The following is a 25,587-nucleotide window of genomic DNA, read 5'->3' as shown; positions in this document are numbered from 1 at the left end:
GAAAGGCCATGCTTCCGTGGTACCACCTTCATTCACTTTTTCGGCCAGTGCCAAAAAAATGCAGCTCACAATCCGATAACGCCGGTATACGGCCAGGTTTGCCTGACAGCTCGCAAGGTAGGGTTCAACAGGAAGAGGGCGGCGGAGCCTTTCAGCCGGTGGACTCCACTCTCTTGCGCCATTCCTGTCTACTCGTCTTGCTCAAGTGCTTTTTAAAGTCATGAAATTTAATAGTGATTATGCAAGAAGGACAACCCTAATGTCAAGAGGAAATTGTTTAATTTTTAGTTTTTTCTGAAAATACCATCTGTAAATAATGACATTTGGCAGCTTTAAAGGTAAACTTATTTTTATATTGAAAAAATGCTGTGTCTTGTAAATATGACTTCTTACATACTAATTTTTTAAACAAACATGTTGTTTACCTTATATAAATATAATTTTTGAGGTGAGATGAAATGGCAGAATGGAAAGATGGAATTGCCAAGCTGACGTTGCCGACTCCTTTTCCGGTTGGTGACGTAAATGCTTACTTAATAAAAGGAGACAGGCTGACACTCGTCGATGCTGGTACAAAAACCGCGGATGCCTGGGAGTCCTTTAAATCCCAGCTGGCGGAGCTTAAGCTTACTCCTGAGGATATCGAGCAGGTCATCCTCACACACGATCATCCTGATCATGTTGGCTTGCTTGACTACTTGTCATCTGAACTTGAAGTATACGGCCACCCGCTTAATGAAAGATGGATCAACAGGACTCCTGAGTTTGAAAGTGTACATAAGAAATTTTATGAAAAGCTTTTTGTGCATTTTGGAATTCCCGAGCAATATTTTCTGCCATCCCTTAAAGTCATGCAAAAGACCTTAGTGTTTTCATGTGACCGGTCGTTATCGGGTACAGTAACGGAGGTCAACTTTCCACCTGCTCTCCCTGGCTGGCGAGTAATTGAGACTCCCGGACATGCACAGAGCCATATTGTCCTTTTGCGTGAGAAGGACGGGGTCATGATTGCAGGAGATACCATCCTTGCAGGCATTTCGCCAAACCCCTTGCTTGAGCCGCCTCTGCCAGGCGAATCAGAGCGTCCTAAGCCGCTCGTGCAATATAATGCTTCGCTAAAGAAACTGCTGAAGTATCCGATAGGACTTGTATACACTGGGCATGGAGCGGAGATTACAGAATTGCATGGACTAATTGAAAAAAGGCTTGCCAAACAGCATGATAGGGCCATGCAGGTAAGGAAAATGCTTGAAGGCAAGGAACTTACCGTCTTTGAAATATGCAAGCTTTTATTTCCATCAGTCTACGAGCGTGAGTTGAATTTAACCATTTCCGAAACAGTTGGTCAGCTTGATTATTTACAATCCCTTGAGGCAATTTCAGTCAGGGAAGAAGGAACAGCCTTCGTTTACACAGCCAAATGAGGTGAATTTTTGTGTCATCGTTAACAGGAAAAAATATTATCATTACTGGCGCTTCCGGGGGGATCGGTGCCGAGATTGCCAGGGTTAGTGCCCATCGGGGAGCGAATCTGGTACTCCTTGCGAGAGGTATTGAAAAATTAGAGTTAATGAAAAAAGAATTGGAATCAACACACTCAGTCAAAGTATATGTCCATCAATTGGATGTGTCGGATCCCGACGCCATCCGGACAGTGTTCACTAGGGTCCTAGGCGAACTAGGCCACGTGGACATTTTGGTCAACAATGCTGGTTTCGGGATTTTTGACCTCGCACACGAAGCAAAAGTCGAGGAAATTAAATCGATGTTTGATGTGAATGTCATCGGCTTGATGGCCTGTACCTCCATGGTGCTTCCAGGGATGAAGGAGCGGCGCAGCGGCCATATTATCAATATCGCTTCTCAGGCCGGCAAGATAGCCACGCCAAAATCAAGTGTCTATTCGGCAACGAAACATGCTGTTCTAGGCTATACGAACAGCCTGCGCATGGAGCTGGCCGATGACAATGTGTATGTGACGTCTGTCAATCCAGGGCCAATTGAAACGAATTTCTTTAATATTGCCGATAAGCAGGGTACGTATGTTAAGAATGTTAAAGCCTTCATGCTTAAGCCTGACTATGTAGCAAAACAGGTCGTCGACCGGATGCTGACAAAGACCAGGGAAATCAATCTCCCGCGCTGGATGAATGCAGGCAGCGTTTTTTATGCGCTTTTTCCACGCGCCTTTGAGCGCATTGGCAGGAAGGCCTTCAATAAAAAATAGCAACCTTTCGAAACCGCCGCAACATGTTTGGCGGTTTTTATTTTGAGCCATAAACTCAGCCAAATTGAAATATACAGATATTTAAAGATCTTTTTGAAAATGTTAAAACTTTTTTCATGCTTCCAGGTCTAATAGTTAGATACAAAGTTAGGGGGAGACACTTTGGAGCTTCAAGAATTGGTCGTCAGGGCGAAAAAAGGTGATGAAGCAGCATTTTACGAGCTGATGCAGCTCCATAAAATTCGCCTTTACCGGATTGCCCTGAGTTACCTAAGGAATAGCGATGACGCGGTTGAGGCATTGCAGGAAGTCACATACAGGGCGTTCCGGTCCATCCGAAAGGTGAAGGAGCCGCAGTATTTTACAACCTGGCTTACGAGGATCCTGTTAAACTACTACAATGATGAGTTGAAGAAACGGAAACGCGTTCTCGTTAGCGATGACTTTATCAGCCTGATGGGGGCGGAACACCAGTCAAATTGGCTAGAGGTAGAGGAAGTAATTGGCAAGCTTGAACCAAAAATCAGGCAGGTCATCGAATTGAAGTATGTGCATGATTTTAAAATCAAGGAGATTGCCGATATTCTTGAATGTCCGGAAGGCACTGTGAAGACATGGCTTAATAAAGGGCTGAAGGACCTTCGCGGGCAGCTGGGTGAGAAAGGGGAATTGGGCTATGCTTAATGCTGAAGAAAATAGGTTGACCAGGGCGCAGGCTGCTCTCGAAAATATCGACATTCCTGAAATCCAGCTGGACCAAGCGATTTCAGCGGGAATAACCAAAGGGAAAAGAAAGCAAAAGAAAAATTTGCTGCTAATGAGGACGTTAGCATCTGCCGCCATCCTGATTTTTGCTTTTACAGCCTTGCTCAGGACATCTGAAACCTTCGCCTCCTATGTCACATCGATTCCGGGCATGGAAAAAATTGTGGAGTTAGTTCGCTTTGATAAAGGCTTGACGGCAGCAATCGAAAATGACTTTGCCCAGAAAATCGGCGTGTCAGATGAACATGAGGGCCTGAAAATCACCTTGGATTCAGCGATTGTCGATGAGCAGATGATGGTGCTGTTTTATAAGATTGATTCCTCTGCGGGTCACAAAGAGATTGCGATTGATAAGATCCAGCTTACCGATGCCAAAGGAAAGGAATTGGAATTAAGCTCCTCTTTCTCTATGGGACCTATTGATTTACAAAAAAAAGGGGAGTCTGTTCACGAAATGACCTATTACTTTTATGGAAAGGTCGCTCCTGAAAATATGAAGTTGAGCTTCCGGCTTGCTGAAGGGAGAACGGAAACCGGAGAGCTGCGTAATAAACTTGCTGATACATGGGTTCTTCCTTTCTCGATTGATAAGGAAGCCTACAAGGATAAGAGAGAAATCATTGAGGTAAATAAAACGGTCAGCTTTGAAGGCCAGAAGGTAACAGTTGAAAAGGTATCAATTTATCCAACCAGGATTGGTGTTACTGTTGATTTTGATGAGAAAAACACTAAGCAGATTTTCGCGATCGAAGACCTTCGTATCGTTGATGAGAGCGGCGAGGAATGGGCTACAATCGCAAATGGAATAAGTGCTTCCCATATTAGTGCTGATAAGCAGGAGGTCTATCTTCAGAGCAACTTCTTTAAAAATCCAAAAGAACTTTATTTGAAATTCAGTTCAATAAGGGCGCTCGATAAGGACGAACTGACAGTTGTTGTCGACCCTGATCAGCTGAAGATTATCGAAAGACCACGCGACGGTCGTCTTCTGCGAGTGGAAAGGGAAGGCGAGGATCTGAAATTCACCTATCTTGGAGACCGGGGAGCACCTTTTCAACACGCGATTGACTCAGAAGGAAAGCAAATTGGCAGCGGTAGATTATCAGTTTTGACTTCTGAGGGGGTCCGAGAGCAGCAAATACTGATTCCTTATTTCGGAGAAAACCCTGCCCCCGGGCTGATCACTTTGCAAATAACCGATTATGCAACGAAAGTTAAAGGTGATGCCAATATTAAAGTAAAATAATTTTTCTGGCTGTCCCTCATTGGGGCAGCCTTTTTATGTAGCCAAAAATTCATAAACAGCATCATTGATGATTTCGTGTAAATCGGCCTCAGGATCTTCATTTTTTAGCTTAACAAGCTTCTCATATATTTCTTCGAATTCCATTTCACCGAACGGCAGTGATTCATCATGCCGATACTGTACGAAGCACTTCTGGACCATTTTGCGTATGAGTTTTTTATCCATAATTCGCACCTCTCATCTTGATTATACTCTCAACTGCCAGCTGAAAACAGCCTCCTGTAAAATTGTCCAGCTCTGGCATGGCCCTCCAAATAAACCTTAATTAAGTCATTACACCGGAAATTCCCCATTGAAACCGAACGCATATTCGCTTAATATTATGGGTATAATAAAACAGAACAAATGTTCCTTTTGTTGGAAACGAAACATAAACTAAGCAGAAAGGAGAGATACAGAAAATGGTCGATTACAGCGAAATGCCGCAAAACAAAATTCTCTGTGTTGATATGAAAAGCTTCTATGCCAGTTGTTCCGCGGTAATGCTCGATCTTGATCCTCTTGAATGCTACCTGGCTGTGGTCGGGAACCTCGACCGTCCGGGAAGCGTCGTGCTGGCAGCCTCGCCCCGTTTAAAAAAGGACTTTGGCATTAAAACCGGGTCGCGAAAGTTTGAAATTCCCGATGATCCGAGAATTATTGTCGTTGATCCCCAAATGTCAACGTACCTGAGAATTTCCACTGAAATCTCCCGTGTATTCAATCGCTACGTCCCAAAGGAAGCGATCCATACCTACAGTGTCGACGAAAGCTTTATAAAAGTAGATGGAGCTTCAAAGCTTTGGGGAGACGCTGCCTCAATAGCAAAAAAAATCAAAGATGATATCGAGCGCGAGTTCCAGCTTCCTTGCGCAATCGGGATTGGCCCAAACATGCTGATGTCAAAATTATGCCTTGACCTTGACGCGAAGAAAAAGGGAATTGCCGAGTGGACATATGAAGACGTACAGACAAAGCTGTGGAATGTCTCGCCGCTTCGCGAAATGTGGGGAATAGGCCGCCGTGTCGAAAAAACGCTGAACGGCATGGGGATTTTCACAGTCGGTCAGCTTGCACGCTATGACCTTGAAAAATTGGAGAAAAAATTCGGAGTCATGGGCAACCAGCTTTACTGGCATGCATGGGGAATTGATTTCTCGGATATCGGTGCCCCGATCATGGAAGGGCAGATCAGCTTTGGAAAAAGCCAGATTTTGCTTCGAGATTATAAAGAGGTAGAGGAAATCAAGCATGTCATTCTTGAAATGTGCGAGGAAGTGGCACGCCGGGCAAGGAACCATGGGAAAGCAGGACGGACAATTAGCTTTGGGATTGGCTACAGCCAGGATGAATTCGGCGGAGGCTTCCACCGTTCACGGACGATAGAAGAACCTACGAACGTCACAATGGAATTGTATCGTGTCTGCCTGGAGCTATTTGCTGAGAATTATACAGGAAAAACGGTGCGCAGCATTGCGATTTCACTTGGAAACCTTGTCGTTGACAGCGAATTTCAATTGAGTTTATTTGAGAAGAATGGATGGAAGAAGAAGGAACTTGGCTATGTGATGGACCGAATTCGCAGCCGGTATGGCTCGGCAGCTTTGCTAAGGGCCGTTTCTTATACTGCGGCTGGTACAGCAAGGCATCGCGCCGCGCTGGTCGGAGGCCATAAAGGCTAAATGATAATAGGGAGGAAATCGTATGATTCGTGACCGCGGAAGAATTAAATGGACGTCCATGATGCTTCCTGAACACGTAAAGCTGTTACGGGACTGGGCACATGAAGACAGATATGAAAAAGAAAAACAGCTGGATGAGCAGCAGCTCGAACAATTGAATGAAACCATCCTCGAAGCGATGGAATATAACCGTCCGGTCAGCATCACCTATTATCGTCAGCGGAAGTATGAACTGGTAATCGGGAAAATCCATTACTGGAATGAACTCGGCCTGAAGCTTCATATCGTGGACAAATTTGAAGAAATCCATCGCATTCAGCTTTCAGCCATTGCCGATGTCCGGCATGCGGATGAATGGTGACCAAGAGAGGATTTGCTCCATAAAAAAAGAGCAATGGGAAACCCATTGCCCTCTCACTATTACTCAGTCTCATCAGGCTGAGGAGCACGCACGACTGATTCAAAATTCCCTTTGTGGGAAGCGTCGCAAAACGGCATATTTTTGCTCATGCCGCAGCGGCAAAGCGAAAAAGCCGGCTTTGTTTCGAATTTATTCCCGGCACCGTCCAATAATTCTACATCGCCAGTAATCCTTAATGATCCATTATCATTTACTTTAATCTGTACTTTAGTCAAAAAAAACACTCCTTCACAAAATTGTCACAATTAACTTTGATAGTATAAGCTAACCAAGAAAATTGCAAGACTATTTTGTAAGGGAAAGCACCCTTCATCATCAGATAAGGTGATTATTTATGTTAAAATATAGGCTCTGTTAAAGCTGAATGTTGATTTTAATACCCTGTTGATTGTAGTGGTAGGCGCGTAGACTCCTCCGAAAATGCTAACGCATTTCCATCGTGCGAGGAAGCTCAGCGCCAGCCCCGCGGAAAGCGAAGCGCCTGGAACGAAAATCAACAGCCTTGTTTAACAGGGCCAAAATATAAAAAATCAGGAAGGAGTGCAGGCGGATATGAAGATGAAGATCACACAGGCTGCGGCTGATAAGCTGAAAGAAAAAATTTCAGGAAAAGAAGGATATTTAAAACTGAAATACGATATAGACGGCTGTGGATGTGCAGTGAATGGGGTAGCTGCCCTCTGGCTCGAAAGTGAACAGGAACAAAACGAAATTGAAATAGAAACGAATGGTATACCTGTATTAATTGAAGGAGCGAAAGAAGTCTTTTTTGATGAACAAATGACGCTTGATTATAGTGCAGCAGCAGGTTGTTTCCAGTTAAAGAGCTCAAGTGAATATCTTAATCCGCGCATGAGTTTTTTTGATAGAACCAAGGCTTGAACAAAGAAGCAAGGGTTATTGTTTTACAATAATTTGGAAAAAAGGTTAAATAAGAGAGAGGCTTTTTTGATACATAAATCGTTTGGTGCAAAAGGATAGGGGGAGAACTATGGAGAAATTGCGGCGAGCTGCCATAATGGCCATGTGCGTGCTTCTGCTCTCTGCGTGCACATATAAGACTGCGGGAGAAGCGATCCAAAATGATATTCCGTTCAACATCAAACAAATCGTGCACAAGCAAAAGGTAAAGGATGGCTGGCTGGTCTTTTACACAACCCAACAGAAGGATGGGACCAACAAATTTGATGCGCTGGCAGTTGCCTATATTAAAGGCAGCAAAAAGGATGGCTGGGAAAATGCTGGGCATAACCACTGGACTTATTATAAGAATGATTTCATGATTTTATATGCAGACGTTTTTCATACCTATCAGGAAAATGGCAAATTGGATAACAAGCTTCCCGTTGTTTTTGGAAAGATTGTCAACCCGGATATACGATCGGTAGAAGCTGCGGGTGCCGACGGAAAATTCACCAAGATCAACATCATCGAAAAGGGAAATGAACGTTATTATTATGCTATAGGCGATTATAAAGAAGTAAGAGCGCTGGGGGCGGACGGTAAAGAGATGGACCGTCAGGGAGAAAAACAGTAAAAAGGCTGGTTCCGAAAGGAGCCAGCCTTTTTACGTTAGGCTCTTTTACAAAGAGTATTGTTTTGCCAGCAAAACAATGAGTAAAAGTTGATTGGAGTATGAGCGCTAAAACAACTCGAATAGAAAAAAGCGCGACGAGTTGTCATGACAAGGAGCCCGAGAACAACTCGAAGAGGAAAAAAGCACATCGAGTTGTATGAGAAGGAGCCCGAGAACAACTCGAAGGGGAAAAAGCGCGACGAGTTATCATGACAAGGAGCCCGAGAACAACTCGAAGAGGAAAAAAGCACATCGAGTTGTTATGAGAAGGAGCCCGAGAACAACTCGAAGAGAAAAAGCACAACGAGTTGTTATGAGAAAAAATCAGATAGCAACTTAACAGCCATAATGTGCTGGTCACCGTCAGACATCAGGACTCATTGAAAAGTCACCATGTAAATCTCGATCATTTACAAATACATATTCTTCAAGGAACTCGTCAAGCACCTTCTCATACTCCACGCGATTCTGGCTGTAAGACTGGGCGTGAAGTCCGTTTTCTGCCATATAAAGCTTCTTCGGGCCTTTTTTCTGCTCAAACAATGCCTCGGTCATGGACGGAAGGATGAAATCGTCCTTGCGGCTGTGGATGAAAAGAATAGGGTTTTGGATGTTTTCAATGACCGAAATAGGTGAAACATCACTGAGTGAGTATTTGTCACGAATGCGCACGAACAAACCGGCAATTGGCAGCAGAATCCGGGTCGGCAGAAGCTTTACCTCTGCTTTCACTCGATAGGCGAGTTGCTCGCTGAAATCAGAAAATGGGCAATCAGCAACATAGAAATCAGCGCCATCTTCAATTATTCCAGCATAAAGGAGGAGTGTAGCAGCCCCCATGGATTCACCATGGATGCCAAGGAACAAATCAGATCCCTTTTCTTCTTTAAGCCAGTCAACAACCGATTTCAAATCGAATTTTTCATAGTGGCCATAGCTTGTCGTCTTTCCGCCGGATTCACCATGGCGGCGATGATCGTATATGACAGCATTAAAGCCCCTTTCAAGGAAAAGGTTCATATACTTGACTGAATTCGTTTTGCTCTGCGTCACTCCATGCGCTATGATGATATATCTGTTGGTATCGTGCGGTTCGACAAGAACAGCTTTAAGCGGATAGCCAAATGATGAGGGGATTGAAACCTCCCGTTTAGGCAAGGCTTCATATTCCTCAGGGCGAAGATGGCCAGCTTCTTTTTCCCGGGTGAATATTTCTTCATCAGCCTTCCTTTTCAGAAACATCACTTTATTTGAGAGATAAACCCCAAGAGAGGCAAGTACGAGCAAAAATGAAAACAAAACACGGAACGCCTTTCTCACACTCAACCCTCCGAATGCTTTTTTCTTTATTCTACCATTAGATACAAAAAGACAAACATAAAAAAGACCGCAAAGAATGCGGTCAGTAAATTGCCGGTTGGTAAGTGGTTTTGCGGGCAAATCTTGAACTGCGAAAACTGCCGTTGCGCTTCCGCATTTCTTTATTGCTGAGAATTCTGGCGTTTTGTAGGATGGGTCGCTTTTTCCAGATCTTCTGCCGCTATTTGCTGCTTAACATTATTTGCTTTAGGTTTTCCTTGCTGGCTGTATCCTTTATCGCGTTTTTGGCTCATGATAAATTCTCCCTTCTTCAAGATCCTTCACCTTTAAGATGAGTATCAGGGAGGGAGCTTATACAAAAAAATTAAACGCTTACAGAATTCATGCGAAAATAAGTGCTTTCAATCGGCCTGGAAATATGGGGTTTAATGATTTCAATTGCTTGGAGCAGTTTGTCGAGTTCGACCCCGGTTTCGATCCCCATCCTGTGAAGCATATATACCACATCTTCAGTAGCAGCATTTCCAGCGGCACCAGGAGCGAAAGGACAGCCGCCGAGACCGCCGGCAGACGTATCGAACCGGGTTATTCCTGCCTGAAGGGCGGCGAAAATATTGGCGAGGGCGAGTTTTCTTGTGTCATGGAAATGGGCTGTCAATAATAAATCTGGGTATGCCTTTTTTAATCTGGAAAATAAAGAATATGATTCATGAGGAGCAGCCATGCCGATTGTATCGGCAACACTCAGCTCATCGACTCCAGCCTGAACAAATTCTTCACAAAGTGCGAGTACGGCATCCTCGCTGACCTTGCCTTCATACGGGCAATAAAACGAGGTTGAAATGCATGCGCGGACAAAATAGTTTTGTGCCTTAAGCTCAGCAATCAAAGGCAGTAGTTCAGCAAGACTTTCTTCAGTTGTTTTATTGATATTCTTTAAATTGAAAGTATTACTGACCCCGACAAAAACGGCAACCGCTTGGCAATCGGTCATATAGACACGCTCGATGCCTTTTTTATTAGGGGCAAGGACGATGTTCCTTGTAGAACCGTCAAGGCAATCAGAAACAATCTCAGCGGCATCTCCCATTTGCGGCACCCATTTTGGCGATACAAATGAAGTCAGCTCCATCTCTTTAAGACCAGCATTCTTTAAAGCGTAAATAAATTCTTTTTTTGTTACAGTGGGAACAAAGCTTTTTTCGTTTTGAAGTCCATCCCTTGGTCCAACCTCGATTATTTCAACCTTTTCAGGAAGCATTAGCATATGATTTTCCCCTCCTCATGACATATCTCCATTTTAAATAGAAAATTTTTAAAAATGCAAGAATAACAAAAATTTTGATAAAATAAAAGGGATTTAATAAAATCAATAGAAGTTAATACCATGTGAAAACAGAGAAAGGGTGAGCAGTTTGGGTAAAACCGAAGCAGTGATCGTATCGGCGGTAAGAACCGCGATCGGCAGCTTTAATGGAAGTTTGAAGGACATTTCTGCGCCGGAACTTGGAGCCGTGGTAATTAAAGATGCACTAAAGCAGGCAGGCGTTCAGCCGGATCAGGTTGATGAAGTGATCATGGGCAATGTTCTGCAGGCAGGACTTGGCCAGAATCCGGCGAGGCAGGCTGCGATAAAAGCGGGACTTCCTGAAAGCGCTTCCTCTATGACGATTAATAAAGTATGCGGTTCTGGATTGAAGGCGGTCCATTTGGCGGCACAAGCCATTATTGCTGGAGATGCAGAAATCATTGTTGCCGGCGGTATGGAAAACATGAGCCAGGCACCTTATCTATTAAAAAACGCACGCGACGGATTTAAGATGGGTGATCAGAAGCTGGTTGACAGCATGATATCAGATGGTCTGTGGTGTGCGTTCAACGATTACCATATGGGTGTGACGGCAGAAAATCTATGCTCTAAATATGAAATCGGCCGCAGCGAGCAGGACGAATTCGCGGCAGCCAGCCAGGATAAGGCTGTAAAAGCAATAGGTGAAGGGAAATTCAAGGATGAAATTGTGCCGATTGAAATCCCGCAACGTAAGGGCGACCCACTTGTATTTGATACAGATGAGTATCCGAAAAAGGGAACAACAGCTGAAAAGCTCGGCAGTTTGCGCCCAGCCTTCAAAAAGGATGGCAGCGTGACGGCCGGAAATGCTTCAGGAATCAATGATGGAGCCGCTGCATTAGTGGTCATGAGCCGGGCAAAGGCAGAGGAGCTTGGTCTTAAGCCGCTTGTTGTCATAAAGGCCAATGCTAGTGCAGGCGTCGATCCTAGCATTATGGGAATCGGTCCAGTTACAGCGGTTAAGAAAGCATTGGACAAAGCAGGAATGTCCCTCGATCAAATGGAGCTAATTGAAGCAAATGAAGCCTTTGCGGCGCAATCATTGGCCGTCGATCGTGAACTTAATTTTAATAAGGATAATTTAAACGTAAATGGCGGTGCGATTGCGCTTGGCCATCCAATTGGAGCGAGCGGAGCCAGAATCCTGGTGACGCTGATTCACGAGATGAAGCGCAGAAATGCCAAGACAGGTCTGGCTACTCTGTGCATTGGCGGCGGACAAGGCGTAGCTACTGTAGTAGAGCTTGCATAAGTTTTTGGTGTGTTACTTATCTTTTTACCATACTAATAATCCAGTACCAGGGGTTGTCGGGTAACTGAAAGCCCATGTACTGGCTGTATACAAAGGGGGAGCAACGAATGAAAAGAATTTGTACATCCTTTCAAGAAGCAGTAGCGGATATCCATGATGGCGCAACATTGATGGTTGGCGGTTTCGGCCTTTGCGGAATACCGGAAAACGCTATTTTGGCCCTTGTTGAAAAAGGGGTAAAGGATCTGACGATCATTTCGAATAACTGTGGTGTAGATGATTGGGGACTCGGATTGCTGCTTAAAAATAAACAGATTAAAAAAATGGTAGGGTCCTATGTAGGGGAAAATAAAGAGTTTGAAAGACAGGTATTGTCAGGTGAAATTGAAGTTGAGCTTATTCCACAGGGGACACTTGCTGAGAAAATCAGGGCAGGTGGTGCAGGAATTCCTGCATTTTATACACCTGCTGGGGTGGGAACTCCAATCGCTGAAGGAAAAGAAACTAGAATGTTCAATGGAAAGGAATATCTGCTCGAAGAAGCACTGACCGCAGATTTCAGTATTGTCAGGGCATGGAAGGGCGATAGAATGGGCAATCTCGTTTACCATAAAACGGCGAGGAATTTCAACCCGATGATTGCTGCTGCGGGAAGAGTCACGATTGCTGAGGTAGAGAACCTCTTTGAAGCTGGGGAATTAGATCCAAACTCTATCCATACACCAAGCATTTATGTCCAGTCACTGATTGAAGGGAATCAGGAGAAGAGGATTGAAAGGCTGACAGTGAAAAGTTAACTCTAGCTGATCATGAAAGGAGAAGGCATATGATAACAAACAAAGGGAATGTCCGTGAAAAAATTGCGCGCCGCGCTGAAAAAGAAATCGAGAACGGTTTTTACGTAAACCTAGGAATCGGGATGCCTACACTTGTGGCAAACTTTATTTCTGAAGACAAGCAGGTTGTCTTGCAGTCTGAAAACGGTTTGCTTGGCATTGGGCCATATCCGGCTGAAGAGAGTGTTGACCCTGACCTGATCAATGCTGGAAAAGAAACGGTAACAGCGATACCAGGTTCCGCATACTTTGACTCAGCAGAGTCATTTGCGATGATCCGCGGCGGCCATATCAATATTGCCATCCTCGGCGGAATGGAAGTCTCTGAATCTGGTGATCTTGCAAACTGGATGATTCCAGGTAAAATGATCAAGGGAATGGGCGGTGCAATGGATCTTGTCCATGGAGCACGTAAAATTATCGTTATCATGGAACATGTAAATAAAAATGGAGAAGCCAAGATTCTAAAAGATTGCAGCCTTCCGCTGACAGGAAAAGGTGTGGTCAACCGCATCATTACCGATATGGCTGTTATTGATGTAACACCATTCGGATTGAAGCTGATTGAAGTAGCCTCAGGCTATACTGTTGATGAAGTCATAAAATCGACAGAGCCTGAATTACAGGTAGACGATTCAGTCATTTTAGATGCATATTAAACAAAGCGGGAACGTCTTCCAACAGGCGTTCCTTCTTTTTGCAGACCATTCACCAGCAAGAAGCTAAAATTTACTAATAAGCAGCATTAATTCAACAATAATCAGCAGCAGTTCATATTCTGGGGGTTAAAAAGTGAAAGCGAACCACTGTTATTTAAATTTGATAGAATTCGGTGGTATAATTTTTAGGCTCTGTTAAAGTTGAATGTCGATTTTTAAACCCTGTTGATTGTAGTGGAAGGCGCGTAGACTCCTGCGGGCTGAGCTGGACAGGTGAGACCCCGCAGGAGCGAAGCGACGAGGAGGCTCAGCGCCAGCCCCGCGGAAAGCGAAGCGCCTGGAACGAAAATCAACAGCCTTGTTTAACACAGCCAATTTTAAAAAAATGATGAACAGAGGGATTCACAGTGAAGAAAAAGAAGCAAAATCGTCAGCAGCCGATCAAAAAAGAGGATAAGCCAGCAACGCTGGGTGATTTGCTGAATCAGGATATCATGGAAAAGCTCAAAGCTCAGCAAAAGGATTTAAAGGAGCAGGAAGAACAGAAAAAACAGGCCGAGATCCAGCGTAAAAAAGAAGAGCAGCGCTTAAGAGAAAAAAACAAATCATTTGAAGAGCTGCTTTCAGAAAGTGAAATGGATTGGAAGAAATTCAAATGACAAGAAGAAGAGTGGAAGTAATACCATATCAAAGTGAATGGAAAGATCTTTTCGAAAAAGAGAAGCAGCTTCTTTCGAACATTTTTCAACCGCTTTTTGTAGACATTTACCATATAGGCAGTACCTCAGTGCCAGGCCTCAGTGCAAAGCCAATCATAGACATTCTTCTGGCAGCTGACAAGCTGGCGGAAGTAGAAGAGGCAACACCACAAATTGTGGCTGCCGGGTACGAGGCTAAGGGTGAGAACGGCATCCCGGGCAGGCGCTATTTTCAGAACAGTAATGAAGATGGCGTCCGGAAAGTACATTTGCATGCCTACGAAAAAGGCAATCCTGAATTGCATCAGCATTTGGTCTTCCGAGATTATTTGCGGGAACATCCAAAAGAGGCAAATAGGTATGCAGAGGTAAAGGAAAAGGCAGCCAAAAAGTTTGAATATGATATAGATTCCTATATAACAGAGAAGTCTCCAATCGTGAAGGAATTAGAGCAAAAAGCACTGCAATGGCGGCCGCTTTGATCAAGATATAAATTGCACCTGGCGCTAAAGGGCAAAGGAGTATATGCATTGCATGCAAGTGTTATACCATACTGATGCTGATGCTTGCTTAGAGAAATTTAATAAGGTTGATAAGTGAAAGCGCCTGGGATGCTGTTCCAGGCGCTTATTAGATTACAGAATTGGAAGAAAAGGCACGGGATATCCAAGTTGCGGGATTTCGACAAAATCTCGCGGAATTAGGATGATTCATTGCGGAAATAATTGGCGATCTTGCGGGATTTCGACAAAATCCTGCGGAATTAACTTCACGTCAATAACTTAATTAAAAATTACACCTGAGAAATCTTATGTTTACCAGGCCGTTACTCTTCAGCCATGCTAAAAAAATAAAAAGGAACACCTTAAGTGAACATTTCATCACGAAAGGAGTTCCTTTTTATTAAAAATCTCAAGTTTCATTCAAGTTTCAGAAAAAATTATCTGTGCTGGTCATACTTATTAGCTTTTGTCAGTGACCTGATCAGCTCAAGCTCTTCCTCAGACAAAGGCTGGCTATTGGCCGCTCTTGCATTTTCCTTTATTTGTTCAGGGGAGCTTGCGCCAGCTACGACAGATGCAACTGAAGGCTGCGCAAGATTATATTGAATGGCCACTTCAGTTAAAGATCTATGGGGAGCCATTTTTTCTTTTAATGCCGGCAGCATCTCCTGTAATTCATCGACGTTGTAATCCAGATAGCCGTTTTTCTTGATGGATTGAGTTGCTTTATTAAGCATACGGTCACTAAGCAGCCCTTTAGCGACAGTTCCTCTTGTGACAACGCTAATCCGATTTTCCTGCAGCAGAGGTAAAGCTTCTTCCTCAGGACGTCGATCGAGAATACTATACTGCATCATCACAGATACAATATTGGATTTATCAATATATTCACGGATAACATTTGGCCTGATGGATGAAATTCCATAATGCCTGATAAAGCCCTCAGTTTTTAGCTCTTCAAAAGCCTCAATCGTTTGCTCAATATTATCCTCAATGGTTCCCCCATGCAGCTGATAGAGGTCGATATAGTCAGTATTAAGCCGCTTTAAACTCTGCTTAACGGCTTCCTTGATGTACTCTTTGGAAGGGTCCCATGTCCAGCTGTCTTTTGCGTCAGTCCATCGGTTTCCAGCCTTGGTTGCTATGATGACTTGATCTCGTACATTTTTTAATGCTAATCCAACGATTTCTTCATTTTTTCCAAAATCATATAAGTCTGCTGTGTCAAAATAATTGATGCCTTCTTCGAGTGCAGCATCGATCACTGCCTCCGCTTTTATCTGGCCACTCCCAAGTGACATGCATCCTAGTCCGATTTCACTTACAAACAAATCAGATGAACCTAATTGACGTTTTTTCAAAAAATCACTCCGTTCCTAATGCTGATTCTATTTTAGCTAAAGGAAGGGAGTGGGTTCAACTAATCAGGATGGCGGGCTGTTTTATTGACCGTGTTGACCCAGTCCTTGACAAGTTTGTGCTGCACGCTGTATTCCTTCAGTTTCCGCTTGATTTCCCAAGCCTTTCCTGTAAGGGTAACGCCATGATTATGGATGTAAATCTTCATCTGCATACTCCTTTCAATTAAATATGGTAAAATGTATGAGCATTTGAACTCGGATTAGAACAGGAGTGAAGGAATAATGAGACCGCTTGAAGAGAAAACGTTGAAAACGGAGCGAATTTTTACCGGGAAGGTGATCAGCCTGCAGGTAGACGACGTGGAGCTGCCGAATGGTAACACTTCCAAAAGAGAAATCGTCAAGCATCCTGGAGCCGTGGCGGTAATTCCTGTAACAGCTGAAAATAAAATCGTTATGGTCGAGCAATATCGGAAGGCATTGGAAAGGACCATCATTGAAATTCCTGCAGGAAAGCTGGAAAGCGGAGAAAAGCCGGTAGTTTGCGCTGGGCGTGAGCTAGAGGAAGAAACAGGATACGAATGCAAACAGATGGAATGGCTCATCTCATTCTATACCTCTCCAGGTTTTGCAGATGAAATCATACATGTCTATAAGGCAACTGGATTGACAAAAAAGGAAAACCCAGCAGTTGCCGATGAAGACGAATTTGTCAATCTTATCGAGGTTACACTTGAAGAGGCGATCCAGTTAATAAAAGAACAAAAAATATATGACGCGAAAACGGCTTATGCAGTCCAATATTTACAGCTGCAAGAAGTGTTGGGTAAATAGATGAGCGATTATTTTGTTGATCTCCATATCCATATCGGGAGAACGAAATCAGGCAGAGCGGTAAAGATTACAGGAGCAAAAACCCTCACATTCAGTAATATAATTAGCCATGCGCGGGACCATAAGGGTCTTAATATGATTGGCATCATTGACAGCCACTCGCCTGAAGTTCTCGGGGAAATGGAAGAATTGCTGGCTGCTGGTGAATTGCTGGAGCATCCTGATGGCGGGTTAATGTACGGAGGGATGAGTATCATTCCAGGTTCGGAATTGGAAATTAATGATGAGGATACACATGGTCCGATTCATGTTTTATGTTACTTTCCGTATTTGAAAACAATGAGGGAGTTTTCAGAATGGCTTTCGCTGCACTTGAAAAATATTCATTTAAGCTCACAAAGAGTTTATATTTCAGGCAGAGAACTGCAAAAAAAGGTAAAATCCCTTGGTGGAATATTCATCCCAGCTCATGTATTTACTCCATTTAAAAGCCTCTACGGCAAAGGAGTAAAGCAATCTCTTTCTGAAGTTTTCGAACCGGAGTTGATAGATGGAATCGAACTGGGCTTAAGCGCTGATACAATGATGGCGGATCAGCTTTCAGAACTACACCGGTATTCCTTTTTGACTAATTCAGACGCCCATTCTCTCGCAAAAATCGCAAGGGAATATCAGAAAATCGAAATGGACCAGCCTTCATTTCGTGAGCTGCAACTGGCACTGAAGCAGGAAGGAGGCAGACGTATTAAGGCCAATTACGGTCTCGACCCACAGCTGGGGAAGTACCATCGCACAGTATGTGCCGAGTGTTTCACACACATCCATTCAGATGAGGAAGCTTGCAGTCAATGCGGATCGTTTAAAAAGGTGAAGGGTGTTGCAGACAGGATTGCCGAATTAAAGACGGAGGAAGTATTCAAAGGGTATAGGCCGCTGTACATACATCAGGTACCTTTGGATTTCATCCCTGGGCTTGGGCCGAAAATGCTTGAAAGCCTTCTCGACCATTTCGGCACAGAGATGTCGATCCTTCATTCAGTGCCTTTTGACTCTCTAAAAGAGGTCATTCCAGAAAAGACGGCTGCGATCATCGATAAAGCGCGTTCTGGCCAGCTAGCCTTCAAAGCAGGCGGCGGTGGCAAGTACGGAAAGATAGCTGATATTTAAAATCCAGTCTAAGAAGGCTGGATTTTTTTTATTAAAACTATCAATTACTAAACTAGTTCAAAAATTCATCACTCATAGTCATAGATAACAAGTCCGGGCATATGATTGTATTAACCAATATGCAGGAGGAAGAGTGATGAAGAAGAGAAAGTACCAGGACGTCGCAGCGAACCATTTTCGAGAATATTCCTCAATCTATCTTTTTGTAATTGTCCTGTTTTTAATGGGAGTCATTTTCGGGGCAGTAATTGTGAACAGCCTCAGCTTCACTCAAAAAGAGGATTTGTTCTATTATTTATCACAATTTTTTGGACAGGCAGCAACGGGGAAGGTTGCAGATGGCAGGGATTTATTTCTGCAAAGTTTTTTACATAACGGGAAATTCATTGGGCTCATCTGGATTTTAGGTGTTTCCATCATTGGTCTTCCTGTTATATTAATTCTATTGTTCATGAAGGGCATGGTTGTAGGATTTACGGTCGGTTTCCTTGTTAACCAGATGGGCTGGGACGGCTTCTTATTATCCTTTGTATCCATCCTGCCACAGAATTTCATCATAATTCCTGTATTCATAATTACTGCGGCAATGGCAGTAACCTTTTCGTTGAAAATGATTCGAAACCAATTCATGAAGAAAGTCACCCAGCCAATCATGCCGCAATTTTTTCGCTATATATTCTCTTTAGTTGCAGCAATTATCTTTCTAGCAGCAGCGGCAGCGGTGGAAGCTTATTTGTCGCCAACGCTTTTAAAAGCAGTTATAAATTCAGTTAATTAAATTTATTATTAAATGATAAACAATCTGGTTTCTTATTTGTAATAATTTTATTTTGATTCTCAATACCCTTCTGATATAATGAAAGGACAGTGGCGGGGGAGTGAGAGTAAGAAATGGAAACTAGAATTGATAGAATCAAGAAACAGCTGCATTCGTCCAGCTATAAATTAACGCCGCAGCGCGAGGCAACCGTACGCGTTTTACTTGAACATGAAGAAGACCACTTAAGTGCAGAAGATGTATATTTGCTTGTAAAAGAAAAGTCTCCTGAAATCGGATTGGCTACAGTATACCGCACGCTTGAATTACTGACTGAACTGAAAATTGTTGATAAAATAAACTTTGGGGACGGTGTGTCCCGTTATGATCTCCGCCAGGAAGGCGCTGCCCATTTTCATCACCACCTTGTCTGCATTGAATGTGGCGCTGTTGATGAAATTCAGGACGATCTTCTTGAGGATGTAGAAGAGATCGTTGAAAGAGATTGGAATTTTAAGATAAAAGACCACCGCCTGACATTCCATGGCATTTGTTACCGATGCCAGGAAAAAGAAACGGCTGAAACGGAATGATAAAATAACCTTTTCTCATTTAGAGAGAAGGTTTTTATTTGCTTAAAAAACGGCTGCCAGGTATATTTCTTGTCCAAATTGGCATACAGATTAATAAGAATAAGTATGGCCGGCTGAAAAAACGGTAGCTTATCATATTAAACCAATTACGGGGGCAGAAAATATGAAATCCTGGTTTGGGCTGATCATGCACACTTTAAAAGTGTTTATATTGTTCACTGGATGCACAATCCTATTCTATTATGGTATCATGTGGATTAACGAAGAATATGAGAGTTACCACCGGTATGATGCACCTGAAGGAGCAGCCATAAAAGTTTCGGGCACAACCGTCCAAAAGGATGGAGGCATGCTGGAACGGCTGTTACTGTTTTATCTGAATGGGGAGTAATATAAATGGAAGACAGGCTTGATGACTTTATCCACTTTTTATTAGTAGAAAAAGGACTTTCAAAGAACACGATCGTATCCTACAAGCGAGATTTGAATAGCTATATCACTTATTTAAAGAATGTTGAGCAGCTGGAAGATTTAAACTCAGTCCAGCGCCCGCAAATCGTCCATTTCCTTAGCCATTTAAAAGATACCGGCAAATCTTCAAAAACACTTGCCAGACATATTGCATCTATTCGTGCTTTTCATCACTTTCTGCTGCGCGAGAAAGCAGTGGACCATGATCCAACCGTTCATATTGAGAGTCCGCAGCATGAGCGTTCTCTCCCAAAGGTTCTCAGTATGGAAGAGGTTGAAACTCTGCTTGAAAGCCCTAAGCTGACTGATCACTTTGGCTACCGCGATAAAGCCATGCTTGAAATGCTATATGCAACAGGTATACGAGTCAGTGAATTAATCGGCCTTAAAATTGCGGATGTCCATTTAACAATGGGTTTTGTCCGCTGTATGGGAAAAGGAAGCAAGGAACGGATTATCCCGATCGGCAAAACAGCGTCAGACGCAATAGCGCAATATCTGGAAAAGGGCAGACCTAAGCTTGTTTCAAAAAAACATCGTGATGACTCATTGTTCTTGAACCATCACGGCAAAGGATTGTCGAGACAGGGTTTTTGGAAGATATTAAAGCGCCTGGCCATGGAAGCAGGAATCGAAAAGGAACTCACCCCACATACAATGCGCCATTCTTTCGCCACGCATTTACTTGAAAATGGTGCAGATCTGAGGGCTGTCCAGGAAATGCTTGGACATGCTGATATTTCGACTACACAAATTTATACACATGTAACAAAGACAAGATTAAAGGATGTTTACACAAAGTTTCATCCAAGAGCTTAATAGTTTCATAGAATTGTCAAAAAGCTGGCCAAAAAGCCAGTTTTTTTACTTGTATTTTTAGTTTATTTTAGTAAAATGAAGATGTCAGACTTCTGACAAATGAAAACGCATTAGATAATCCTAAACTAAAAAGGGTAACATAAAATTGTGAATATGATGAAAACGCATTCAAACTCTAAGGAGGAGAAAAAATGTCGCATACATATAAGCGGGTGTTTTTGATCGTCATGGATTCCGTGGGGATTGGCGAAGCACCAGATGCGGAAAAGTTTGGAGATAAAGGATCACACACATTAGGTCATATCGCTGAACACATGAACGGATTAAAAATGCCGAATATGGGCCAACTGGGCCTTAGCAATATTGAAGAAATCAAAGGGATTCAGCCTGCTCAGAAACCATTGGCATATTACACAAAGATGGAAGAGGCATCAAACGGCAAGGATACAATGACAGGCCATTGGGAAATCATGGGACTAAATATTCAAACTCCTTTCCAAGTGTTCCCTGATGGTTTCCCTGAAGAGTTGATCTCAGAGCTAGAATCCCGTACAGGAAGAAAAATCATTGGAAATAAGCCTGCAAGCGGTACCGAAATCCTTGATGAACTTGGCGAAGAACATATGAAAACTGGCAATCTGATTGTATACACTTCTGCGGATTCTGTATTGCAGATAGCCGCTCATGAAGAAATCGTACCAATTGAAGAACAATATGAAATTTGCAAAATTGCCAGGGAACTGACGCTGGATGAAAAATATATGGTTGGAAGAGTCATCGCACGGCCATTCCTTGGCGAGCCAGGGAACTTCAAGCGAACATCCAACCGCCATGACTATGCGCTAAAGCCATTTGGCAGAACAGTGATGAATGAAATGAAGGATGCTGGTCTAGATGTACTGGCCATCGGCAAAATCTCTGATATATATGACGGTGAAGGTGTGACTGAATCACTTCGTACAGTGTCAAATATGGATGGAATGGATAAACTTCTCGAAACTTTGGATCAGGACTTCACAGGTTTAAGCTTCTTGAATCTTGTTGATTTTGATGCCTTATTCGGACACCGCCGCGATCCTGAAGGATACGGAAAAGCACTCGAAGAATATGATGCACGCCTTCCTGAAGTGTTTTCTAAGTTAAAAGAGGATGATTTGCTCATCATTACTGCGGACCATGGAAATGACCCAGTTCATTATGGAACGGACCACACAAGGGAATACGTGCCGCTACTAGTGTATTCTAAGGGAATGGCTGAAGGTAAAGAATTGCCAGTCCGCAAAACATTTGCTGATATCGGAGCAACAGTTGCGGAAAACTTCGAGGTGCAGATGCCTGAACACGGCATTAGCTTCCTTAAGGAATTGAAATAAGGAGTGGATTTCATGGAATACAATCAAATTCAAACAGCAGCATCATTCATAAATAACAAACTGCAACAACAGCCGAAAATTGGGCTGATCCTTGGTTCTGGACTGGGCGTCCTTGCAGACGATATCAATAACCCAGTGAAGATTCCGTATAATGAAATCCCGGGATTCCCGGTATCCACTGTTGAGGGCCATGCAGGCCAGCTAGTATGCGGACAGCTTAGCGGTGTGGAAGTTATTGCTATGCAGGGCCGTTTCCATTATTACGAAGGATATAGCATGGACAAAGTTACTTTTCCAGTGCGTGTCATGAAAGAGTTAGGGATTGAAAAGCTAATTGTTACCAACGCTGCAGGCGGAGTGAATGAAAGCTTTACCCCTGGCGATCTAATGATCATCACTGACCATATCAATAATATGGGAACAAACCCTTTGATTGGGCCTAATGATTCACGTTTTGGCGTGCGTTTCCCTGACATGAGCGAAGCCTATTCAAAAAATTTAAGAGGTATTGCGAAAGAAGTAGCGGGACGATGCAATATCAATATTAAAGAAGGCGTATATGTTGGAAATCCAGGACCTGTTTATGAAACTCCTGCTGAAGTGAGATTGGCACGTACATTGGGCGGAGATGCAGTCGGTATGTCTACAGTACCTGAAGTAATCGTTGCAAGACACTCTGGTTTAGACGTACTTGGCATTTCTTGTATTTCTAATATGGCTGCAGGCATTCTGGACCAGCCATTAAGCCATGATGAAGTAATTGAAACAACTGAAAAAGTAAAATCCAGCTTCCTCACATTAGTAAACGAGATTGTTAAAGCAATAGGGTAAAAATAAAGAATAGCTGCTGCCCGGCTAAATTTTAATAAGTGGTGATAATAATGAGAATGGTTGACGTTATAGAAAAAAAACGTGACGGACATGAATTATCAACGGAAGAAATCCAGTTTTTCATTGATGGCTACACTGCAGGCACAATTCCTGATTATCAAGTAAGTGCTCTTACAATGGCAATTTTTTTCAAGGGAATGACTGAAAAAGAACGCGCTGATTTGACAATGGCAATGGTGGCATCAGGCGATCAAATTGATCTTTCCCAGATAGAAGGGGTCAAGGTTGATAAGCATTCAACAGGCGGTGTTGGTGATACAACAACTCTAGTATTAGGTCCATTGGTTGCTGCACTTGGTGTTCCAGTCGCAAAAATGTCTGGGCGTGGCCTTGGGCATACAGGCGGAACAATTGACAAGCTTGAAGCCGTCGAAGGCTTCCATGTTGAAATCGACAATGAAGAATTCATCAATCTTGTTAACAAAAATAAGATTGCTGTTATAGGCCAAAGCGGAAATTTAACCCCAGCTGATAAAAAGCTGTATTCATTACGTGACGTAACGGCTACGGTTGACAGCATTCCTTTGATTGCAAGTTCGATTATGAGCAAGAAAATTGCTGCAGGTGCAGATGCTATCGTATTGGATGTTAAAACTGGCGCAGGCGCATTCATGAAGACACTTGATGATTCCCGCGAATTAGCCAAAGCGATGGTCAGAATCGGTAACAATGTCGGACGCAGGACGATGGCAGTCATTTCTGACATGAGCCAGCCGCTTGGATACGCAATCGGAAATGCGCTTGAAGTAAAAGAAGCGATCGATACTCTAAAGGGTGAAGGTCCTGAAGATTTAACTGAACTTTGTCTGACACTCGGAAGCCATATGGTATTCCTTGCTGGAAAAGCAAACTCTCTTGGTGATGCTCGCAGCATGCTTGAAGAAGTCATTAAAAATGGCTCTGCCCTTGAAACCTTCAAGGTTTTCTTGAGCTCACAGGGTGGCGATGCATCTGTAGTCGATGATCCAAGCAGGCTTCCGCAGGCAAAATACACTTTTGAACTTGAAGCGAAAGAAGCAGGCTATGTTGCTGAAATCGTAGCTGATGAAGTTGGAACAGCGGCAATGCTTCTTGGAGCAGGAAGAGCGACTAAAGAATCTGAGATTGATTTGGCTGTTGGCCTTATGCTTCGCAAAAAAATCGGTGACAAAGTAGAACAAGGCGAGTCCTTGCTTACGATCTACAGCAATTTTGAAGATGTAAACGAAGTAAGGGAAATGCTGTATGAAAATATCAAAGTAACAAGTGAACATGTTGATGCACCAATATTGGTACACGAAGAGATTACCGAATAATTTATTGAAAGAAGTGAAGGGGATTCCCTTCACTTCTTTTTTTATGATTTTCAGTTGTATAAAAATGGATTCATTGGAAAAAATAGACCCTATAAAGATAGGAGGGTTATGTCCATGAATCTGAAAAAGTTAGCCAGTTTACTGCTTGTAAGTATTTTGAGCACTGCTTTTATAGTACCAAAAGGATATGCCAATGAAGGGGACCCAGGCCTTGCAAATGAAGCCAGCTCGGCAATATTGATTGAGCGAGACACTGGAGAAGTGTTATTTGAAAAAAACAGTCATGAAAAGCTTCCACCTGCAAGCATGACGAAAATTATGACCATGCTTCTGATTATGGAGGCTCTCGATGAGGGCAGGCTGAAAATGGATGAGAAGGTTCGTACAAGCGAGTATGCAGCTTCAATGGGTGGTTCCCAAATCTTCCTGGAGCCAGGAGAAGAAATGACCGTTGAGCAGATGCTGAAAGGAATTGCGATTGGGTCTGGCAATGATGCAGCTGTTGCAATGGCCGAACGTATCGGCGGATCTGAGGAAGCTTTTGTAAAAATGATGAATGATAAATTAAAGGAATTAGGTCTAAAGAATACTGTTTTTAAAAATACGACAGGACTGCCTGTCGATGGCCATTACAGCTCTGCATATGATATGGCCATGATGGCAAAAGAACTATTGAAATATGAAAAAATCACAAAATTCACCGGAACATACGAAGACTACCTGCGCGAGGATTCAGACAAGAAATTCTGGCTTGTCAATACAAATAAACTTGTCCGTTTCTATCCCGGCGTCGATGGTTTGAAGACTGGATTTACAAATGAAGCGAAATATTGTCTTACTGCCACTGCTCAAAAGGAAGGTATGCGCGCAATCGCAGTAGTGTTTGGAGCTCCTACTTCCAAAGCAAGGAATGCACAGGTGACGAAGATGCTGGATTATGCATTTAGCCAGTACCAGACTCATCCTATGTTCAAAAAAGGTCATCCGCTTGGCAAAGCAGCAATCAGCAAAGGCGATAAGCAAATGGTAAACGCGGTGACATCTGAAAGTGTCTCACTGTTAACGAAAAAAGGAGAAGACATCAAAGATGTAAAACAAAAAATCACACTGAATAAGTCCCTAAAAGCACCAGTTCAGAAAGGCGATAAGGTAGGTACGCTAAAACTGGTTAAAAACGGAAAAGTTTTGGCTGAAACACAGCTTGTTGCGGATACAAAAGTAGAAAAAGCGAACTGGTGGACGTTATATAAACGTTCCTTTGGTATGTTTACACGCGCTGGAAGCCAAAAATAATAGTTTTCCACCAGTTGGCAGCAATATTAACTAATTGACTGCGATCATTTACTTGTTTAATACAAAATATTATCAGCTGTCCAAAGATAACTGCCTTAAAATAATGGAACATACTATCCTAATTAAAGGGTTGTCGAATGCTCTGTCATTCCATCTAG

30 protein-coding genes are annotated in these 25,587 nt (G+C 43.0%); 23 read left to right on the top strand and 7 right to left on the bottom strand.

From position 1 onward, the window contains the following. The first annotated feature begins 458 nt into the window (after positions 1 to 458). From AABM38_RS16040 to AABM38_RS16025, 4 genes are all read left to right on the top strand, one after another. Complete coding sequence (locus AABM38_RS16040) at positions 459 to 1,424, top strand: MBL fold metallo-hydrolase (RefSeq protein WP_423407314.1); 966 nt, start codon at positions 459 to 461, stop codon at positions 1,422 to 1,424. Between the two features lie 11 nt (positions 1,425 to 1,435). Further along, on the top strand, positions 1,436 to 2,227 hold the full coding sequence (locus tag AABM38_RS16035; RefSeq protein WP_423407313.1) for an SDR family NAD(P)-dependent oxidoreductase: 792 nt from the start codon (positions 1,436 to 1,438) through the stop codon (positions 2,225 to 2,227). 162 nt (positions 2,228 to 2,389) lie between these two features. After that, complete coding sequence (locus AABM38_RS16030; RefSeq protein ID WP_423407312.1) at positions 2,390 to 2,911, top strand: sigma-70 family RNA polymerase sigma factor; 522 nt, start codon at positions 2,390 to 2,392, stop codon at positions 2,909 to 2,911. Continuing rightward, complete coding sequence (locus AABM38_RS16025) at positions 2,904 to 4,238, top strand: DUF4179 domain-containing protein (protein WP_423407311.1); 1,335 nt, start codon at positions 2,904 to 2,906, stop codon at positions 4,236 to 4,238. Before AABM38_RS16030 ends, AABM38_RS16025 begins: the two co-directional genes overlap by 8 nt. Before the next feature lie 33 nt (positions 4,239 to 4,271). Here the strand turns inward: AABM38_RS16025 and AABM38_RS16020 are convergent, their stop codons facing one another. Next, positions 4,272 to 4,463, bottom strand: coding sequence for a YqzH family protein (locus tag AABM38_RS16020; RefSeq protein ID WP_423407310.1), 192 nt, complete (start codon positions 4,461 to 4,463; stop codon positions 4,272 to 4,274). Between the two features lie 236 nt (positions 4,464 to 4,699). Here AABM38_RS16020 and AABM38_RS16015 point away from each other — a divergent pair, with 236 nt between their 5' ends. Together AABM38_RS16015 and AABM38_RS16010 are read left to right on the top strand one after the other, a co-directional pair. Beyond that, a complete protein-coding gene (locus AABM38_RS16015) occupies positions 4,700 to 5,959 on the top strand; it encodes a DNA polymerase thumb domain-containing protein (protein WP_423407309.1) in 1,260 nt (419 codons plus the stop codon). A 22-nt stretch (positions 5,960 to 5,981) separates the two neighbouring features. Continuing rightward, complete coding sequence (locus AABM38_RS16010) at positions 5,982 to 6,320, top strand: YolD-like family protein (RefSeq protein ID WP_423407308.1); 339 nt, start codon at positions 5,982 to 5,984, stop codon at positions 6,318 to 6,320. Positions 6,321 to 6,379: 59 nt separating this feature from the next. Here the strand turns inward: AABM38_RS16010 and AABM38_RS16005 are convergent, their stop codons facing one another. Next, positions 6,380 to 6,595: a CDGSH iron-sulfur domain-containing protein gene (locus AABM38_RS16005; protein ID WP_207499893.1), complete on the bottom strand. Its 216-nt coding sequence runs from the start codon at positions 6,593 to 6,595 to the stop codon at positions 6,380 to 6,382. A 337-nt stretch (positions 6,596 to 6,932) separates the two neighbouring features. Here AABM38_RS16005 and AABM38_RS16000 point away from each other — a divergent pair, with 337 nt between their 5' ends. Both AABM38_RS16000 and AABM38_RS15995 read left to right on the top strand, forming a co-directional pair. After that, the gene (locus tag AABM38_RS16000; protein ID WP_423407307.1) at positions 6,933 to 7,262 is read left to right on the top strand and encodes an iron-sulfur cluster biosynthesis family protein; all 330 of its coding nucleotides are present in this window, start codon (positions 6,933 to 6,935) and stop codon (positions 7,260 to 7,262) included. 109 nt (positions 7,263 to 7,371) lie between these two features. Then, on the top strand, positions 7,372 to 7,917 hold the full coding sequence (locus tag AABM38_RS15995; RefSeq protein WP_423407306.1) for a hypothetical protein: 546 nt from the start codon (positions 7,372 to 7,374) through the stop codon (positions 7,915 to 7,917). Positions 7,918 to 8,319: 402 nt separating this feature from the next. Here the strand turns inward: AABM38_RS15995 and AABM38_RS15990 are convergent, their stop codons facing one another. The 3 genes from AABM38_RS15990 to AABM38_RS15980 form a co-directional block, all read right to left on the bottom strand. Continuing rightward, on the bottom strand, positions 8,320 to 9,276 hold the full coding sequence (locus AABM38_RS15990) for an alpha/beta hydrolase (protein ID WP_423407305.1): 957 nt from the start codon (positions 9,274 to 9,276) through the stop codon (positions 8,320 to 8,322). Positions 9,277 to 9,437: 161 nt separating this feature from the next. Then, entirely contained in the window at positions 9,438 to 9,569 is a 132-nt protein-coding gene (locus AABM38_RS15985; protein WP_423407304.1) for a hypothetical protein, read from the bottom strand. Positions 9,570 to 9,640: 71 nt separating this feature from the next. Further along, on the bottom strand, positions 9,641 to 10,543 hold the full coding sequence (locus AABM38_RS15980; protein ID WP_423407303.1) for a hydroxymethylglutaryl-CoA lyase: 903 nt from the start codon (positions 10,541 to 10,543) through the stop codon (positions 9,641 to 9,643). Between the two features lie 148 nt (positions 10,544 to 10,691). Here AABM38_RS15980 and AABM38_RS15975 point away from each other — a divergent pair, with 148 nt between their 5' ends. The 5 genes from AABM38_RS15975 (at position 10,692) to AABM38_RS15955 (ending at position 14,554) form a co-directional block, all read left to right on the top strand. Further along, positions 10,692 to 11,879, top strand: a complete 1,188-nt coding sequence (locus AABM38_RS15975; protein ID WP_423407302.1) for an acetyl-CoA C-acetyltransferase — start codon at positions 10,692 to 10,694, stop codon at positions 11,877 to 11,879. A 107-nt stretch (positions 11,880 to 11,986) separates the two neighbouring features. After that, the gene (locus AABM38_RS15970; protein ID WP_423407301.1) at positions 11,987 to 12,676 is read left to right on the top strand and encodes a CoA transferase subunit A; all 690 of its coding nucleotides are present in this window, start codon (positions 11,987 to 11,989) and stop codon (positions 12,674 to 12,676) included. Positions 12,677 to 12,705: 29 nt separating this feature from the next. Further along, positions 12,706 to 13,374, top strand: a complete 669-nt coding sequence (locus tag AABM38_RS15965) for a CoA transferase subunit B (RefSeq protein WP_423407300.1) — start codon at positions 12,706 to 12,708, stop codon at positions 13,372 to 13,374. A 407-nt stretch (positions 13,375 to 13,781) separates the two neighbouring features. Beyond that, the gene (locus tag AABM38_RS15960; protein ID WP_423407299.1) at positions 13,782 to 14,033 is read left to right on the top strand and encodes a YqkE family protein; all 252 of its coding nucleotides are present in this window, start codon (positions 13,782 to 13,784) and stop codon (positions 14,031 to 14,033) included. After that, positions 14,030 to 14,554 carry a GrpB family protein gene (locus AABM38_RS15955; RefSeq protein WP_423407298.1) on the top strand — a complete coding sequence of 175 codons (525 nt, stop codon included), beginning with the start codon at positions 14,030 to 14,032 and terminating at the stop codon, positions 14,552 to 14,554. Before AABM38_RS15960 ends, AABM38_RS15955 begins: the two co-directional genes overlap by 4 nt. A gap of 458 nt (positions 14,555 to 15,012) precedes the next feature. Here AABM38_RS15955 and AABM38_RS15950 read toward each other — a convergent pair whose 3' ends face one another. Together AABM38_RS15950 and mciZ are read right to left on the bottom strand one after the other, a co-directional pair. Next, positions 15,013 to 15,936, bottom strand: a complete 924-nt coding sequence (locus AABM38_RS15950; RefSeq protein WP_423407297.1) for an aldo/keto reductase — start codon at positions 15,934 to 15,936, stop codon at positions 15,013 to 15,015. A gap of 59 nt (positions 15,937 to 15,995) precedes the next feature. Then, complete coding sequence (gene mciZ / locus AABM38_RS15945; RefSeq protein ID WP_423407296.1) at positions 15,996 to 16,142, bottom strand: Z-ring formation inhibitor MciZ; 147 nt, start codon at positions 16,140 to 16,142, stop codon at positions 15,996 to 15,998. 76 nt (positions 16,143 to 16,218) lie between these two features. Between mciZ and AABM38_RS15940 the strand changes: the two genes are divergently transcribed. From AABM38_RS15940 to AABM38_RS15895, 10 genes are all read left to right on the top strand, one after another. Continuing rightward, a complete protein-coding gene (locus AABM38_RS15940; protein WP_423407295.1) occupies positions 16,219 to 16,770 on the top strand; it encodes an NUDIX domain-containing protein in 552 nt (183 codons plus the stop codon). Next, positions 16,771 to 17,937 carry an endonuclease Q family protein gene (locus AABM38_RS15935; RefSeq protein WP_423407294.1) on the top strand — a complete coding sequence of 389 codons (1,167 nt, stop codon included), beginning with the start codon at positions 16,771 to 16,773 and terminating at the stop codon, positions 17,935 to 17,937. 136 nt (positions 17,938 to 18,073) lie between these two features. Beyond that, on the top strand, positions 18,074 to 18,715 hold the full coding sequence (spoIIM, locus tag AABM38_RS15930) for a stage II sporulation protein M (RefSeq protein ID WP_423407293.1): 642 nt from the start codon (positions 18,074 to 18,076) through the stop codon (positions 18,713 to 18,715). 113 nt (positions 18,716 to 18,828) lie between these two features. Next, on the top strand, positions 18,829 to 19,287 hold the full coding sequence (locus AABM38_RS15925) for a Fur family transcriptional regulator (RefSeq protein ID WP_207499878.1): 459 nt from the start codon (positions 18,829 to 18,831) through the stop codon (positions 19,285 to 19,287). A gap of 163 nt (positions 19,288 to 19,450) precedes the next feature. Beyond that, on the top strand, positions 19,451 to 19,678 hold the full coding sequence (locus tag AABM38_RS15920) for a YqzK family protein (RefSeq protein WP_423407292.1): 228 nt from the start codon (positions 19,451 to 19,453) through the stop codon (positions 19,676 to 19,678). A 5-nt stretch (positions 19,679 to 19,683) separates the two neighbouring features. Then, positions 19,684 to 20,577 (top strand): site-specific tyrosine recombinase XerD, encoded by an 894-nt coding sequence (xerD, locus tag AABM38_RS15915; protein ID WP_423407291.1) that lies wholly within the window; start codon positions 19,684 to 19,686, stop codon positions 20,575 to 20,577. 191 nt (positions 20,578 to 20,768) lie between these two features. Then, a complete protein-coding gene (gene deoB / locus AABM38_RS15910) occupies positions 20,769 to 21,950 on the top strand; it encodes a phosphopentomutase (protein WP_423407290.1) in 1,182 nt (393 codons plus the stop codon). Between the two features lie 12 nt (positions 21,951 to 21,962). Beyond that, positions 21,963 to 22,781, top strand: a complete 819-nt coding sequence (locus AABM38_RS15905) for a purine-nucleoside phosphorylase (RefSeq protein ID WP_423407289.1) — start codon at positions 21,963 to 21,965, stop codon at positions 22,779 to 22,781. A 50-nt stretch (positions 22,782 to 22,831) separates the two neighbouring features. Beyond that, complete coding sequence (locus AABM38_RS15900) at positions 22,832 to 24,136, top strand: pyrimidine-nucleoside phosphorylase (RefSeq protein ID WP_423407288.1); 1,305 nt, start codon at positions 22,832 to 22,834, stop codon at positions 24,134 to 24,136. Between the two features lie 120 nt (positions 24,137 to 24,256). Further along, entirely contained in the window at positions 24,257 to 25,429 is a 1,173-nt protein-coding gene (locus AABM38_RS15895; protein ID WP_423410767.1) for a D-alanyl-D-alanine carboxypeptidase family protein, read from the top strand. Positions 25,430 to 25,587: the final 158 nt, after the last annotated feature.

This window comes from Heyndrickxia sp. MSNUG, from assembly GCF_049532715.1.
GTDB lineage: Bacteria > Bacillota > Bacilli > Bacillales > Cytobacillaceae > Mesobacillus.
This window is presented reverse-complemented; position numbering and strand designations above follow the sequence as displayed.

Excerpts from the sequence above, each read along its gene's own strand:
- AABM38_RS15905 (WP_423407289.1), top strand. The coding sequence starts at position 21,963 with ATGGAATACAATCAAATTCAAACAGCAGCATCATTCATAAATAACAAA.
- AABM38_RS16010 (WP_423407308.1), top strand. The coding sequence starts at position 5,982 with ATGATTCGTGACCGCGGAAGAATTAAATGGACGTCCATGATGCTTCCT.
- AABM38_RS15995 (WP_423407306.1), top strand. The coding sequence starts at position 7,372 with ATGGAGAAATTGCGGCGAGCTGCCATAATGGCCATGTGCGTGCTTCTG.
- AABM38_RS15955 (WP_423407298.1), top strand. The coding sequence starts at position 14,030 with ATGACAAGAAGAAGAGTGGAAGTAATACCATATCAAAGTGAATGGAAA.
- AABM38_RS16040 (WP_423407314.1), top strand. The coding sequence starts at position 459 with ATGGCAGAATGGAAAGATGGAATTGCCAAGCTGACGTTGCCGACTCCT.
- AABM38_RS15925 (WP_207499878.1), top strand. The coding sequence starts at position 18,829 with ATGGAAACTAGAATTGATAGAATCAAGAAACAGCTGCATTCGTCCAGC.
- AABM38_RS15970 (WP_423407301.1), top strand. The coding sequence starts at position 11,987 with ATGAAAAGAATTTGTACATCCTTTCAAGAAGCAGTAGCGGATATCCAT.
- spoIIM (WP_423407293.1), top strand. The coding sequence starts at position 18,074 with ATGAAGAAGAGAAAGTACCAGGACGTCGCAGCGAACCATTTTCGAGAA.
- AABM38_RS15935 (WP_423407294.1), top strand. The coding sequence starts at position 16,771 with ATGAGCGATTATTTTGTTGATCTCCATATCCATATCGGGAGAACGAAA.
- AABM38_RS16015 (WP_423407309.1), top strand. The coding sequence starts at position 4,700 with ATGGTCGATTACAGCGAAATGCCGCAAAACAAAATTCTCTGTGTTGAT.
- AABM38_RS15985 (WP_423407304.1), bottom strand. The coding sequence starts at position 9,569 with ATGAGCCAAAAACGCGATAAAGGATACAGCCAGCAAGGAAAACCTAAA.
- AABM38_RS15920 (WP_423407292.1), top strand. The coding sequence starts at position 19,451 with ATGAAATCCTGGTTTGGGCTGATCATGCACACTTTAAAAGTGTTTATA.
- AABM38_RS15940 (WP_423407295.1), top strand. The coding sequence starts at position 16,219 with ATGAGACCGCTTGAAGAGAAAACGTTGAAAACGGAGCGAATTTTTACC.
- AABM38_RS16000 (WP_423407307.1), top strand. The coding sequence starts at position 6,933 with ATGAAGATGAAGATCACACAGGCTGCGGCTGATAAGCTGAAAGAAAAA.
- xerD (WP_423407291.1), top strand. The coding sequence starts at position 19,684 with ATGGAAGACAGGCTTGATGACTTTATCCACTTTTTATTAGTAGAAAAA.
- AABM38_RS16020 (WP_423407310.1), bottom strand. The coding sequence starts at position 4,463 with ATGGATAAAAAACTCATACGCAAAATGGTCCAGAAGTGCTTCGTACAG.
- AABM38_RS16025 (WP_423407311.1), top strand. The coding sequence starts at position 2,904 with ATGCTTAATGCTGAAGAAAATAGGTTGACCAGGGCGCAGGCTGCTCTC.
- AABM38_RS15900 (WP_423407288.1), top strand. The coding sequence starts at position 22,832 with ATGAGAATGGTTGACGTTATAGAAAAAAAACGTGACGGACATGAATTA.
- mciZ (WP_423407296.1), bottom strand. The coding sequence starts at position 16,142 with ATGAAGATTTACATCCATAATCATGGCGTTACCCTTACAGGAAAGGCT.
- AABM38_RS15980 (WP_423407303.1), bottom strand. The coding sequence starts at position 10,543 with ATGCTAATGCTTCCTGAAAAGGTTGAAATAATCGAGGTTGGACCAAGG.
- AABM38_RS15965 (WP_423407300.1), top strand. The coding sequence starts at position 12,706 with ATGATAACAAACAAAGGGAATGTCCGTGAAAAAATTGCGCGCCGCGCT.
- deoB (WP_423407290.1), top strand. The coding sequence starts at position 20,769 with ATGTCGCATACATATAAGCGGGTGTTTTTGATCGTCATGGATTCCGTG.